Origin of the sequence: Pseudomonas sp. KCJK9058, assembly GCF_046230975.1 — a bacterium.
Taxonomy (GTDB): domain Bacteria; phylum Pseudomonadota; class Gammaproteobacteria; order Pseudomonadales; family Pseudomonadaceae; genus Aquipseudomonas; species Aquipseudomonas alloputida.
Map to the genome: position 1 here is coordinate 88,401 of NZ_JBJJLR010000004.1, position 13,377 is coordinate 101,777.

General features: G+C 61.5%; 11 protein-coding genes, 2 tRNA genes and 1 pseudogene. 10 read left to right on the plus strand and 4 right to left on the minus strand.

Annotated features, from left to right (window positions below; genetic code table 11):
• Positions 1 to 979: 979 nt before the first annotated feature.
• The 3 genes and pseudogenes from ACK59Z_RS04310 to ACK59Z_RS04320 all read left to right on the plus strand — a co-directional run.
• Positions 980 to 1,192, plus strand: a pseudogene (locus ACK59Z_RS04310) (methyl-accepting chemotaxis protein); the annotation flags it as partial.
• 201 nt (positions 1,193 to 1,393) lie between these two features.
• Positions 1,394 to 2,098 carry a methyl-accepting chemotaxis protein gene (locus ACK59Z_RS04315; protein WP_374755435.1) on the plus strand — a complete coding sequence of 235 codons (705 nt, stop codon included), beginning with the start codon at positions 1,394 to 1,396 and terminating at the stop codon, positions 2,096 to 2,098.
• A gap of 184 nt (positions 2,099 to 2,282) precedes the next feature.
• Positions 2,283 to 2,750, plus strand: a complete 468-nt coding sequence (locus tag ACK59Z_RS04320) for a DUF2867 domain-containing protein (RefSeq protein WP_004577528.1) — start codon at positions 2,283 to 2,285, stop codon at positions 2,748 to 2,750.
• Positions 2,751 to 2,834: 84 nt separating this feature from the next.
• Here the strand turns inward: ACK59Z_RS04320 and ACK59Z_RS04325 are convergent, their stop codons facing one another.
• From ACK59Z_RS04325 to ACK59Z_RS04340, 4 genes are all read right to left on the minus strand, one after another.
• Complete coding sequence (locus ACK59Z_RS04325; protein WP_003249548.1) at positions 2,835 to 4,400, minus strand: iron ABC transporter permease; 1,566 nt, start codon at positions 4,398 to 4,400, stop codon at positions 2,835 to 2,837.
• Positions 4,400 to 5,413, minus strand: coding sequence for an extracellular solute-binding protein (locus ACK59Z_RS04330; protein WP_003249550.1), 1,014 nt, complete (start codon positions 5,411 to 5,413; stop codon positions 4,400 to 4,402). The genes ACK59Z_RS04325 and ACK59Z_RS04330 overlap by 1 nt, the downstream gene beginning before the upstream one ends.
• 243 nt (positions 5,414 to 5,656) lie before the next feature.
• A tRNA-Leu gene (locus ACK59Z_RS04335) sits at positions 5,657 to 5,743 on the minus strand.
• Between the two features lie 88 nt (positions 5,744 to 5,831).
• Positions 5,832 to 5,918, minus strand: a tRNA-Leu gene (locus ACK59Z_RS04340).
• A gap of 272 nt (positions 5,919 to 6,190) precedes the next feature.
• On the opposite strand from ACK59Z_RS04340, the gene rnr reads away from it, so the two are divergent.
• The 7 genes from rnr to dnaB all read left to right on the plus strand — a co-directional run bounded on the left by rnr (position 6,191) and on the right by dnaB (position 13,357).
• Positions 6,191 to 8,764, plus strand: coding sequence for a ribonuclease R (gene rnr, locus ACK59Z_RS04345; protein ID WP_003249552.1), 2,574 nt, complete (start codon positions 6,191 to 6,193; stop codon positions 8,762 to 8,764).
• On the plus strand, positions 8,761 to 9,507 hold the full coding sequence (gene rlmB / locus ACK59Z_RS04350) for a 23S rRNA (guanosine(2251)-2'-O)-methyltransferase RlmB (protein WP_010955473.1): 747 nt from the start codon (positions 8,761 to 8,763) through the stop codon (positions 9,505 to 9,507). Before rnr ends, rlmB begins: the two co-directional genes overlap by 4 nt.
• 290 nt (positions 9,508 to 9,797) lie before the next feature.
• Positions 9,798 to 10,223 (plus strand): 30S ribosomal protein S6, encoded by a 426-nt coding sequence (gene rpsF / locus ACK59Z_RS04355; RefSeq protein WP_003249557.1) that lies wholly within the window; start codon positions 9,798 to 9,800, stop codon positions 10,221 to 10,223.
• A gap of 28 nt (positions 10,224 to 10,251) precedes the next feature.
• Positions 10,252 to 10,482 carry a 30S ribosomal protein S18 gene (rpsR, locus tag ACK59Z_RS04360; RefSeq protein ID WP_003249563.1) on the plus strand — a complete coding sequence of 77 codons (231 nt, stop codon included), beginning with the start codon at positions 10,252 to 10,254 and terminating at the stop codon, positions 10,480 to 10,482.
• Positions 10,483 to 10,515: 33 nt separating this feature from the next.
• On the plus strand, positions 10,516 to 11,379 hold the full coding sequence (locus ACK59Z_RS04365) for a hypothetical protein (RefSeq protein ID WP_409292473.1): 864 nt from the start codon (positions 10,516 to 10,518) through the stop codon (positions 11,377 to 11,379).
• A gap of 20 nt (positions 11,380 to 11,399) precedes the next feature.
• Positions 11,400 to 11,846 carry a 50S ribosomal protein L9 gene (rplI, locus tag ACK59Z_RS04370; RefSeq protein ID WP_003249568.1) on the plus strand — a complete coding sequence of 149 codons (447 nt, stop codon included), beginning with the start codon at positions 11,400 to 11,402 and terminating at the stop codon, positions 11,844 to 11,846.
• 113 nt (positions 11,847 to 11,959) lie between these two features.
• The gene (gene dnaB, locus ACK59Z_RS04375; protein ID WP_003249571.1) at positions 11,960 to 13,357 is read left to right on the plus strand and encodes a replicative DNA helicase; all 1,398 of its coding nucleotides are present in this window, start codon (positions 11,960 to 11,962) and stop codon (positions 13,355 to 13,357) included.
• The last annotated feature ends 20 nt before the right edge of the window (positions 13,358 to 13,377 follow it).

Sequence of the window (13,377 nt, forward strand, 5' to 3'; positions counted from 1 at the left end):
CAGGCCGTTGTAGGCGCGGGTTTACCCGCGAATGGGCCGGCACACGAAACCCCGTTGCTAGACCTTGGCGCATTTCCCCGCTGCCTACGGCACAACCCTTGCTGTAAGAAGTTTCTGTAGATGCCATCAAAATAGTGGCGCCAGAAAACACGAGGGTTACACCGTGTCTGCCATCCTCTCACTGTTACGAAGCCGCCTCTTGCGGCCTGTGTTTGTTGCCCTTGGTATCGCTCTTTTGGTGCAGGTGCTGGTTGCCGTTGCGCTCACCCGAAGCACAGTCACCGCCCTGGAGGCTGACCTTGGCGAGCGACTGGGTAATGACAGTCGCCAACTCGCAAGCGATCTGGAGCAAGCCGGGCAAGATGTGCGCTCTGGGCTCGACGGCCTGTCGAGCAGTACCCGCCAGCGCCTGAGCGCAGGGTTGTCGGAGCGCCTGCAAAGCGAACAGCAGCAACTGCGCAGCACCCTGGAGAAGAACCTCAAGGACTCCGCCAACGACATGGCCGAACTGCTGGCTTCGGTTGCCCCGCGGGCGATCTGGGACAACGATGTGCCAGTGCTCTCCGACTTTGCCCGGCGTGCCCAGCGCAACCCCAACGTGCTGTTCGTGGTTTACGACGATGCACAGGGCCAGCACCTGACCCGTTACCTGAACCGGCAAAACCCGATCAACCAGGCTTTGATGGACAAGGGCCAGGGCGAGCGTGCGCTGGACAAGGTGATCAATGCCGCCCGACAAGACCCGGCGGTGTACTTTGTCGAAGCTTCGATCAACCCCAATGGCGCAGAAATCGGCAAGGTGGTGATGGGGGTTTCCACGGCGGGCATCGACCAGGAGCTCAAGGCCTTGGACCAGCGCTTCGCGGCGCTGATTGCCAGCGGTGAGCAACTGGTTGGCGACAGCCTGGTGGGTGCCGCAGCCGACAGCGGCAAAACCCTGCGTGAGCGCCTGGAGAAGGCGCAGGGCAGTGCTGCCGCCATGCAGGCCAATACCGCGCAAGCTGTGCGCGATGCCGCTGCAGAGCTGCGCTGGCGTATCGGTCTGGGCCTGGTGCTGGTCGGCCTTGGGGTGCTGCTGGTGGTGGCCCTGGTGCTTGGTCGACGGGTACTGAGCAAGCTGCGCCTGTTGATTACCGCCCTCGATGACCTGGCAGCCGGCGAAGGTGACTTGACCAAGCGCGTGCCGCTCGACAGCCGAGATGAAATCGGCGACATGGCCTCAGCAGTGAACCGCTTTGTCGACAAGTTACAGCCGATTGTGCGCGAGGCGGGTGAAGTGGCGCAGCGCACCGGTGTCGAGATTGGCGCGATGGCCCAGCGTAATGCCGGTGCCGATGCTGCCGCCGCGTTGCAGCGCGACGAAGTAGCGGCGAGCCTGCGCGACCTGTCGAGCATGGCCGACGAAGCCCAGGCCGAAAGCCATGCGATGCAGGCGGCGTTGCAGCAGGTGGTGGATATCCGCCAGGCCACGGATGAAAACAGCCGCACTTCGACCCAACTGGCGGGTTTGATCGAGAACCTGGCCGGGCAGGTGGATGCCGGCTCTCAGGTGATCGAGCGCTTGGCCAAGCAGAGCGAGCAGATCGAAGTGGTGCTGACGGTGATTCACGGGATTGCCGAACAGACCAACCTGCTGGCCCTGAACGCTGCCATCGAGGCAGCCCGTGCGGGTGAAACCGGGCGTGGTTTTGCCGTGGTGGCCGATGAGGTACGGGCACTGGCGAGCAAGACGCAAAGCTCGACGGGCGATATCCAGGCGCACATCGCAGCATTGCAGAAGGGCGCCAAGGAAGCTGTGGCCACCATCAGCCAGGCTGGGCTCAAGGCTAGCGAAGGCTTGCTGGTGCTGCGTGACAACGAGCGTCGGCAGCAGTCAGTGCAGGCGGCGGTGGAGCAGGTGCATGCGGCCATTGGCTTGGCCACCCGTGCGGCCGAGCAGCAGGCGAATGGCGCGCAGGCAGTGCGTGGGCGAGTGGAGACTATCCATGCTCAGGCTGAGCGTTCGGCTGAGGTGGTGATGCAGACTACGGCCAGCAGCAAGGTGCTGGACGAGTTGGCGGCGCAGCTGCGGGCCAGCCTGGGCCAGTTCCGGGCCTGAATCCTGCGCGGTCCTTTGTGGGAGCGGCCTTGTGTCGCGAAAGGGCTGCATAGCAGCCCCAAGTTTGTTGCATAAACGCGGAAATTGCCGGGGCCGCTATGCGGCCCTTTCGCGACACAAGGCCGCTCCCACGCCTGAGCGGCGTTGCTATGCTGTCGGCGACACATGACAAAAGGAGTTGCTCATGTCCGCCCAACTAATCGCTGCCCAGGCCGACCTGAATTTCCTGCACAGTGACAGCGTACAGCTCACTGACCCGATGACCGCCCTGCAAGCCTACTGCGCCATGACCTCGGACGTCCCCGGCTGGTTGGCCCGGGCTTTCCGCATTCGCGACTTTATCTCACGCCGTTTCAATGTCGCCGATATCCACGGCTTCACTCGCGGCGATCCAACGCATGTGCCAGCCGTCGGTGAGCGCCTGGACTTCTTCACTGTCGAGGCCATCAGCGACCAGCAATTGGTCCTGACCTCGCGTGATACGCATCTGGCTGTAATGGTGAGTGTGGATCTAGATGATCAGGGGGAGGGGTGTCAGCGCTTGGGCGTGACCACCTCGGTGCAGTGCTTCAACACCTTCGGCCGGCTTTACATGTTGCCGGTCGGCAAGGCCCACGGGCCAATTGTGCGGCGCATGCTGCGTAACATCTGATGGCCTGATCACCGGCGAGCCCCCACAGGTAAAGCGCAGGCCCTGAGACCGGTGCTGTACCTGAGGGCAAACCCGCGAAGAAGTTCATGCCTTGTTCAGATACATCCGCGTAGTCAGCAAGTAAACCGGCAACCCCGACACCACGATCAGCAACGCAGCATAAGGCGCCGCTGCCGCGAACTCGACGTTGGCTGTGTGTGCCCACACCTCGGTGGCCAAGGTGGTCATGCCGGTCGGGCTGAGCAGCAGGGTAGCCGTCAGCTCTTTCATGGCATCCAGGAACACCAGCGCAAAGGCTGCCGCCATGGCCGGGAAGATGATCGGCAAGGTCACCCGGCAGAACGCGGCAAAGCTGCTCGCGCCAAGCGTGCGCGCGGCTTCTTCCAGCGTCGGCGAAGCCTTGTTCAGCGCGGTGCGCACCGGTGATTGCGCCAACGGCAGGAACAGCAGCGCATAGGCCAACAGCAGCAAGGCCGTGGTCTGGTACAGCGCCGGCACGTAGTGCAGGGCGAAGAACACCAACGTCAGGGCAATCACCAGGCCGGGCAGGGCGTGCAGCAGATAGGGTAGACGCTCGGCCCAAATCGCCAGGCGGCCTTTGTAGCGCACCACCAGGAAGCTGATAGGCAGAGCCAGCAGCACACAGAAGCCGGCACCGCCCAGCGACACCGACAGCGACGTGAACAACGCCTTCGAGATGGCCGCCACCGGGAATGCCGCCGACGAACCCACGCTCAGCCAGTAACCGAGCATCGCCAGCGGAATGCCGCTGCCCAGCACCGCCAGGCCCACGCAGAACAGCTGCGCCAGCACCGCCCAGCCGCGCAGCCGCACCGGTTGCGCACGGCGTGCTACGCCCTGGCCGATGCGTACATGGCGGGCTTTACCGCGCACCCGCAGTTCCAGCCACAGCATTGCCAGGCACATCGCCAGCAGCACGGCAGACAGCATGGCCGCGTTGGCGTTGCTGAACTCCAGTTCGAACTGCTGGTAGATCGCCGTGGTAAAGGTTTGCAGGCCGAGGATCGACAATGCGCCAAACTCCACCAGCATATGCAGGGCAATCAGTAGCGCACCGCCGAGCATCGACGGCCACAGCAGCGGCAGGGTGACTTTGCTGAACACCCCCCAGCGGCTGCAACCCAGGGTGCGTGCCGACTCCTCCAGCGACGTGTCGAGGTTGCGCAGGGTCGCGGCAACGGGCAGGAACACCAGTGGGTATTTGGACAGGGCCATGACCATGATCGCGCCGCCCAGGCCTTCAAAGTCCGAACTTAGCGACACCCAGGTGAAGCTGCTGACGAACGACGGCACGGCGAATGGCAGGCACAGCACCACGCCCCACAACCGGCGGCCGGCCAGGTTGCTGCGCTCCAGCAGCCAGGCCAGTGCCAGGCCGACCACCATGCAGGTCAGCGTCACCCCGACCATCAGCATCAGGGTGTTGCGCATCAGCCCCCAGACAAAGGGCCGCCACAGCAGGTGCAAAGCTTCGCGCCAGCCGGCCTCCCAGGCTTTGATGGCGACATAAGCCAGTGGCAGCAAGCTCATTGCCACAAGGAACAGCACAGGCAGCACTACCCAGATGGAAGGGCGCTTGCGGCGCGGTACGAAGCGTACCGGCACCGGTTCGGACAGGGCGGCAGTCATCAGAGCAGGCCGACCTCACGCTCAAGTTCGATGGCTTCCTCGGCATTGCCCAGGTCAGCTGGCGAGATCTTCGGCGGGCGCAGTTCGTCGAACGGCTTCAGGCCCCGGTCAGAAACCATACCCTTGTGCAGCGGGTACTCGGCGGTGGTCTGGGTGATCACGCGCTGGCCTTCTTCGCTGGCCATCCAGTTGAGCAGGGCCTGGGCTTCCTTCGGGTGTTTGCTGGCCTTGACCACGCCTGCGCCGGAGATAGTGACCAGGTTGCCAGCATCGCCGTCGGCCAGGTAATAGAGCTTGGTGTCCAGCTTGCCGCGTTCGCGTTCAAGCGCGTACCAGTAGTAGTTGTTCACCAGTACCGCAGCCACTTCACCTTTTTCCACGGCTTTCAGGGCGACCATGTTGTTGGTGTAGGTCTTGCCGAAGGCTTTCAGGCCGGTCAACCATTCTTCGGTGGCTTCACGCCCGTGCATCTTCAGGATGGCCACGGCCTGCTCCTGGAACGCACCGCTGGTAGGGACGTAGCCGACGCGGCCTTCCCACTCAGGGTTGGCGAAGTCCATCACCGTGGTTGGCAGGTCTTTCTCGTCGACTTTCTTGGGGTTGTACACCACGATGCGCGTACGGGCGGTGATACCCATCCAGGTGCCGTTGGCGCCAACGTACTCCTTGGGCATCATGTTCAACGTGGCGTCGTCAATCTTGGCCAGCAGGCCCAGCTCGCCCAGGTTGTTCAGGGGCGGGGACTCTTCGGTATAGATGATGTCGGCTGGCGAACGGTCGCCTTCCTCGATGATCTGGCTGGCCAGCTGGTTGCTGCTGCCTTTGCGGATGTCGATGTGAATGCCGGTCTTGGCCTCATAGGCCTTGGCAATGGCTTCGCCGATTTCCTTGTGCTGACCGTTGTACATGGTCAGCGTGACCGGTGCGTCTGCCATGGCGGCCGGAGCGCCGATGACCAGGCTCAGCACTGCGGCGGCCAGGGTACGCATCAGCGGTTGCGGGCGGATCGTCATGCGGGTACTTCCTCGCTTACGGCTACATATTTGGAAACAATGGTAAACGAAATTGTTTCTCAAGTGGCCGGGTGACGAGAAATTCATGGTCAGACCATGGTGCAAGGGGGGGCGCTGGGCGTGTGTTGCCTGTACGGGCCTCTTCGCGGGTGAACCCGCTCCTACGATGTGCGGGTATCGGGGGAGGGGGCACAAAAATCGCAGGCAAGAAAAAACCCACTAGCAAGCTAGTGGGTTTTTGTATGGTGCCCAGGAGAAGACTCGAACTTCCACGACCTTGCGGTCACTGATACCTGAAACCAGCGCGTCTACCAATTCCGCCACCTGGGCAAAGCTTTACATCATCTGCAGAAGGCGACTATCGTTCGCTTTCACACAGTAGTAACAGATCCTTGGTCATCTGCTACTTGAAAATACTTGGTGCCCAGGAGAAGACTCGAACTTCCACGACCTTGCGGTCACTGATACCTGAAACCAGCGCGTCTACCAATTCCGCCACCTGGGCACACATTCGAGGTTACTTGATGCTTTACAGCGTCGTTCATCTCTACTACAACTTCGGGGTTGTCCGTCGTTGTGGTGCGCACTATACGGACGCTCCCCAAGGCTGTAAAGCCCCCAATCGAAAAAAAATTCAAAAAATTCAACTTGTTGATTCCACAAGCCTATTTCTGCTGTTTATGCACTGCAGCGGGGGCTGTCCAAGGCAGACATTTCCGGTTTCAATACGCCTATGCCAGAATTCATATCTATATACCCCAAGGTGAACCCCTTCTGATGGCCGATTGGCAATCCCTCGATCCCGAGGCCGCTCGCGAAGCGGAAAAATACGACAACCCCATTCCCAGCCGTGAGCTGATCCTGCAGCGTCTCGCCGACCGAGGCGAACCTGCTGCCCGCGAGGAGCTGGCAAAAGAGTTCGGTCTGTATGAAGAAGACCAGATCGAAGCCCTGCGCCGCCGCCTGCGTGCCATGGAGCGCGATGGCCAGCTTATCTATACCCGGCGCGGCACTTATGCCCCGGTAGACAAGCTGGACCTGATCTGCGGTCGCGTCTCCGGCCACCGCGACGGCTTCGGCTTCCTTATTCCCGATGACGGCAGCGAAGACCTGTTCCTCAGCCCGTCGCAGATGCGACTGGTGTTCGACGGCGACCGTGGCCTGGCCCGCGTCTCCGGTGTCGACCGCCGTGGCCGCCGTGAAGGCGTGCTGGTCGAAGTCATCTCCCGTGCCCACGAAAGCGTGGTCGGCCGCTATTTCGAAGAAGGCGGCATCGGTTACGTAACCCCGGACAACCCGAAGATCCAGCAGGAAGTGCTGGTGACCGCCGGGCGTAACGGCGGTGCCAAGATCGGCCAGTTCGTCGAGATCAAGATCACCCACTGGCCAACGCCGCGCTTCCAGCCGCAAGGCGATGTGGTCGAGGTCATCGGCAACTACATGGCGCCGGGCATGGAAATCGACGTTGCCCTGCGCAGCTACGACATTCCGCACGTCTGGCCCAATGATGTGGTCAAGGAGGCACGCAAGTTCCGCTCCGAAGTCGAGGAGAAGGACAAAGAGAAGCGTGTCGACCTGCGCCATCTGCCGTTCGTCACCATCGACGGTGAAGACGCCCGCGACTTCGACGATGCCGTTTATTGCGAACCGCTGGGCAAGCTGCGTCTGTTCTCCGGTGGCTGGCGCCTGTACGTGGCCATCGCTGACGTGTCCAGCTACGTGCGTCTGGGCTCTGCCCTGGATGTCGAAGCCCAGCAGCGCGGCAACTCGGTTTACTTCCCCGAGCGCGTGGTGCCGATGCTCCCCGAAGAGCTGTCCAACGGCCTGTGCTCGCTGAACCCGCATGTCGACCGGTTGGCCATGGTCTGTGAAATGACCATGAACAAAGCCGGCCAGATGGTCGACTACCAGTTCTACGAAGGCGTGATCCACTCCCATGCCCGCCTGACCTACAACAAGGTCAGCAGCATGCTCGAGCACTCGCGTACCCGTGAGGGCAAGGCGCTGCGCGAGGAATACAAGGAAGTCGTGCCCGACCTGAAGAACCTGTACAACCTGTACAAGGTGCTGGTGGAGGCGCGTCACACACGTGGCGCCATCGACTTCGAAACCCAGGAAACCCGCATCATCTTCGGCGACGAGCGCAAGATCGCCGAAATCCGCCCGACCGTGCGCAACGATGCTCACAAGCTGATCGAGGAATGCATGCTGGCGGCCAACGTGGCCACGGCCGAGTTCCTGCAGAAGCACGGCGTGCCGGCCCTGTATCGCGTGCACGATGGCCCGCCGCCGGAGCGCCTGGAAAAACTGCGCGCCTTCCTCGGCGAGCTGGGCCTGAGCCTGCACAAGGGCAAGGACCCGTCGCCGAAGGATTACCAGGCCCTGCTGGCGAGCATCGCCGGTCGCCCGGACTTCCACCTGATCCAGACGGTGATGCTGCGCTCGCTGAGCCAGGCCGTGTACAGCACCGAGAACAACGGCCACTTCGGCCTGAACTACGAGGCGTACACCCACTTCACCTCGCCGATCCGTCGTTACCCGGACCTGCTGGTGCATCGCGCCATCCGCAGCATCATCCGCTCCAAGGTCGATACCCCGCACGTCAAGCGTGCCGGCGCCATGAGCATCCCCAAGGCGCGTATCTACCCGTACGACGAAAACACCCTGGAGCAACTCGGCGAGCAGTGCTCGATGACCGAGCGCCGGGCCGACGAGGCCACCCGTGACGTGGTCAACTGGCTCAAGTGCGAGTTCATGAAAGATCGCGTGGGCGAGACCTTCCCGGGTGTGATCACGGCGGTGACCGGTTTCGGCCTGTTCGTCGAGCTGACCGATATCTATGTAGAGGGCCTGGTGCACGTCAGTGCGTTGCCAGGTGACTACTACCACTTCGACCCGGTACACCATCGCCTGGCTGGCGAGCGCACCGGTCGCAGCTTCCGCTTGGGCGACACCATCGAAGTCAAGGTCATGCGTGTTGATCTGGATGAGCGCAAGATCGACTTCGAAGTGTCGGAAAAGACCCTCGCCGCACCGATCGGCCGCAAGCAGCGTGGCGCCGCGCCAGTTGCCGAAAAAGCCGAGCAGCAGCCAGCAACCGAAGCGAAAGCCACGCCCAAGCCGCGCAGCCGCAAAAGCGAAGCGTCCGAAGCGTACTTCCCCAAGGATGCTGTGCAGCGAAACGCTGAAGTGCGTAAAAGCCGCGAGATGAAAAAAGCGCTGATGACCGACGCGCGCAGCAGTGCTGGCAGCAAATCGGAGAAAGGTGGCAAGCCGTCCGGCAAACCGACCAAGCACCGTAAAGGCCCGCCGAAATCCGGCGCGCCACGCAAAAACAAGAGCAATTCATGAGTCAGCTGGAAAAGATCTACGGCGTACACGCCGTGCAGGCATTGCTGCAGCACCATCCAAAGCGGGTCAAGCAGATCTGGCTGTCGGAAGGGCGCAGTGAGCCACGCCTCGAAACCTTGCTGGCGCTGGCCGCGGAAAACCGCGTGCCGGTCGGCCAGGCCGAGCGCCGTGAGATGGATGCCTGGGTCGAAGGTGTGCACCAAGGCGTTGTAGCCGAGGTCAGTCCGAGCCAGGTGTGGGGCGAACTGATGCTCGAAGAGCTGCTTGAGCGCACAGAAACGCCGCCGCTGATCCTGGTGCTGGACGGCGTGACCGACCCGCACAACCTCGGCGCTTGTCTGCGTACCGCGGATGCGGCCGGTGCCACGGCAGTGATCGTGCCCAAGGACAAGTCCGCAACGTTGACGCCGGTTGTGCGAAAGGTGGCTTGTGGTGCAGCAGAAGTCATTCCGCTGGTGGCTGTGACCAACCTGGCGCGTACGCTTGAGAAGTTGCAGCAGCGTGGTCTGTGGGTAGTGGGTACCGCTGGCGAGGCCGAGCAGGAGATCTACCAGCAAGACCTGACCGGGCCACTGGTGATGATCATGGGGGCGGAAGGCAAGGGCATGCGCCGGCTCACCCGTGAGCATTGCGACTTCCTGGTGAAGTTGCCGATGGCAGGTAGCGTCAGCAGCCTTAACGTGTCGGTGGCGACCGGGGTTTGCCTGTTCGAAGCCGTCCGTCAGCGTCAGGTCAAGCGCTGATTCTCAGGCCTGATCCGGCCTCTTCGCGGGTGAACCCGCTCCTACAGGGTGATTGCGTTCCCCTGTAGGAGCGGGTTCACCCGCGAAGAGGCCCGCAGCCTGTGAATATGTTTCAGGCTGTTCAAATATTCACCAATCACCTTGCTTGTGCGCCCCGGCTTCTCTACAATTGCGCCCCTTGCCGAGCTGGCAGGCGCTCATGTGCCTCCCCTCCGTGCAAGACATACAGTGTCATTCACTCCTTGTCTGACCAGATTCACTGGCAGACTACTAACCCGTAAGGAGCATTCATGCGTCATTACGAAATCATCTTCCTGGTTCACCCGGACCAGAGCGAACAAGTCGGCGGCATGGTTGAGCGTTACACCAAGCTGATCGAAGAAGATGGTGGCAAAATCCACCGCCTGGAAGACTGGGGCCGTCGTCAACTGGCCTACGCAATCAACAATGTTCACAAGGCTCACTACGTGATGCTGAACGTTGAATGCACCGGCAAGGCCCTGGCCGAGCTGGAAGACAACTTCCGCTACAACGATGCCGTTATCCGTAACCTGGTCATCCGTCGCGACGAAGCCGTTACCGGCCAGTCCGAGATGCTGAAGGCTGAAGAGAACCGCAGCGAGCGCCGTGAGCGTCGCGAGCGTCCTGAGCATGCTGACTCCGCCGAAGGCGACGACAGCAATGACAGCGACTCCAGCGATAACGCTGACGAGTAATCCACGGACCTTTAGAGGAGCCTATTAAATGGCACGTTTCTTCCGTCGTCGTAAATTCTGCCGCTTCACTGCTGAAGACGTGAAAGAGATCGACTTCAAAGATCTCAACACCCTGAAAGCTTACGTATCCGAAACCGGCAAGATCGTTCCAAGCCGTATCACCGGTACCAAAGCTCGTTATCAGCGTCAGCTGGCTACCGCTATCAAGCGCGCCCGCTTCCTGGCCCTGCTGCCCTACACCGACAGCCACGGCCGCTGAGACCGGGTCGTCGACAAGCAGTAAGGGATTAGCATGCGAGCGTTAGCAAGTTTCATCATGCGCGGTCGTGTGCAGGCCACCCTGGTGGTGGTCATCAGCGCGGTACTGCCGCTGCTGTTCTGGTTGAGTGCCGCTGCCGGCAGCCTTGTGCTGCTGCGGCGTGGGTTCAAGGATGCTACATCGGTCATCGCCGGCGGCTTGCTGGCCGGGCTGGCCGTGTGGGTCATGGGCGATCCCATCACCTTTCTGGTGATTGCGGGTGCCTTGGCCCTGGCCGCCATGTTGCGTGCCGAGCATCCCTGGAGCCGGGTGTTGCTCGCCAGTGCCGTGTTCGCCGTGGCTTTCAGCCTCGTGCTTGATCTGGCGCTGGCGCAAACCTTCGATGTGCTGGCCAAGGCGTTTGCCGAAGCCATGCCGCAAATCGAAGGGCAACCGGTGCTCTCCGGTGAGCTGATCCGCCCTGTGCTGGTCGCTTCCACAGCAGTGACGGTGCAATTGTTCAGTGTGCTGGCGTTGATGCTGGCGCGCTATTGGCAGGCAGCGTTGTACAACCCTGGAGGCTTCGGTCGCGAGTTTCGCGAACTGAAGTTGCCGAAACAGACCATGGCGGTCTTGTTGGCAGTGATGGTGGTGGCGCCGTTTATCGGCCCGCAGTTCATCATCCTGGCATCGGCTTCCAGCCTGGTACTGGTGCTGGCCGGCATCGCCTTGATGCACGGGCTGGTGGCACAGGGCCGACTGGCCGGTTTCTGGCTGGTGGGGATGTACGTGACGCTACCGCTGATCATGCAGCTGATTTATCCGTTGCTGATGGTTTTGGCCATTGTCGACAGCCTGATTGATTTTCGCGGTCGCAAGTCCCCTCCGGGGAAAGACTCCGCGAACGGTGAAGGTTAAAAGTTAAGAGGTTTTACCAAATGGAACTGATCCTGCTGGAAAAAGTCGCTAACCTGGGCAACCTGGGCGACAAAGTAAAAGTTAAGGCTGGTTACGGCCGTAACTTCCTGCTGCCATTCGGCAAGGCCACCGTTGCCAACGCCGCCAACCTGGCTGCGTTCGAAGAGCGTCGTGCCGAGCTGGAAAAAGCAGCCGCTGACAAGAAAGCTTCGGCTGAAAGCCGCGCTGCCCAACTGGCCGAGCTGGAAGTGACCATCACTGCCACCGCTGGCGACGAAGGCAAGCTGTTCGGTTCGATCGGCACCCACGACATCGCTGACGCCCTGACCGCCTCCGGCGTTGAAGTGGCCAAGGCTGAAGTTCGTCTGCCGAACGGCACCATCCGTCAGGTTGGCGAATACGACGTAGCCGTGCACCTGCACAGCGACGTTGAAGCCACCGTACGCGTGGTCGTCGTAGCTGCCTAAGCTGCGCTAACTGGCTGGCTCCTTGCGAGTCAGGCGGTTAACATCGGGCACGGTCCTGTTTTCGACAGGCCGTGCCCTTTGTCTTTTTCATCCTCCAGAATTCTTTCGTGGCCATGAACGAGATCACCACCTCCGAACAGCTTGACCTGCAAACCGCAGCCCTGAAGGTACCGCCGCATTCCATCGAGGCCGAACAGGCCGTGCTCGGTGGCCTGATGCTGGACAACAATGCCTGGGAGCGGGTGCTGGACCAGGTGTCGGACGGCGATTTCTACCGGCATGACCACCGGCTGATCTTCCGCGCTGTGCACAAGTTGGCCGACGCCAACCAGCCATTCGACGTGGTGACCCTGCACGAGCAGTTGGACAAGGAAGGCCTGTCCTCGCAGATCGGCGGTTTGGCTTACCTGGCCGAGCTGGCCAAGAACACCCCTTCGGTGGCCAACATCAAGGCCTACGCCGCGATCATTCGCGAGCGGGCCACGTTGCGCCAGCTGATCAGCATCAGTACCGACATCGCCGACAACGCGTTCAACCCGCAGGGGCGCAACGCTGCCGAGATTCTTGACGATGCCGAACGGCAGATCTTCCAGATCGCCGAGGCGCGGCCTAAAACCGGCGGCCCGGTGGGCGTCAACGAGCTGTTGACCATGGCCATCGACCGCATCGATACGCTGTTCAACTCCGACAGTGACATCACCGGTATCTCCACCGGGTACACCGACCTGGACGAGAAGACCAGCGGCCTGCAGGCAGCCGACCTGATCATCGTCGCCGGCCGTCCGTCGATGGGTAAGACCACCTTCGCCATGAACCTGGTAGAAAACGCCGTACTGCGGACCGACAAGGCGGTGCTGGTGTTCTCCCTCGAGATGCCAGGTGAGTCGCTGATCATGCGTATGCTTTCGTCCCTGGGGCGTATCGACCAGACCAAGGTCCGTTCCGGCCAGCTGGATGACGACGACTGGCCGCGCCTGACCTCGGCAGTGAACCTGCTCAACGACCGAAAATTGTTCATCGACGATACAGCGGGTATCAGCCCCTCGGAAATGCGCGCGCGTACCCGCCGCCTGGCCCGTGAGCATGGCGAGATCGCCATGATCATGGTCGACTACCTGCAGCTGATGCAGATTCCGGGGTCGGCCGGTGACAACCGTACCAACGAAATTTCCGAGATTTCCCGCTCGCTCAAGGCCCTGGCCAAGGAATTCAACTGCCCGGTCATTGCCCTTTCGCAGCTGAACCGCTCGCTGGAACAGCGCCCGAACAAACGCCCGGTGAACTCCGACTTGCGTGAATCTGGTGCAATCGAGCAGGACGCCGACGTGATCATGTTCGTGTACCGCGACGAGGTGTACCACCCCGAGACCGAGCACAAGGGCGTGGCGGAAATCATCATCGGCAAACAGCGTAACGGCCCCATCGGCTTCGTGCGTTTGGCGTTTATCGGCAAGTACACCCGGTTCGAGAACTTGGCGCCGGGGATGTACAACTTCGATGATGATGAATAACCCATTGAGCTAGCAAGGCT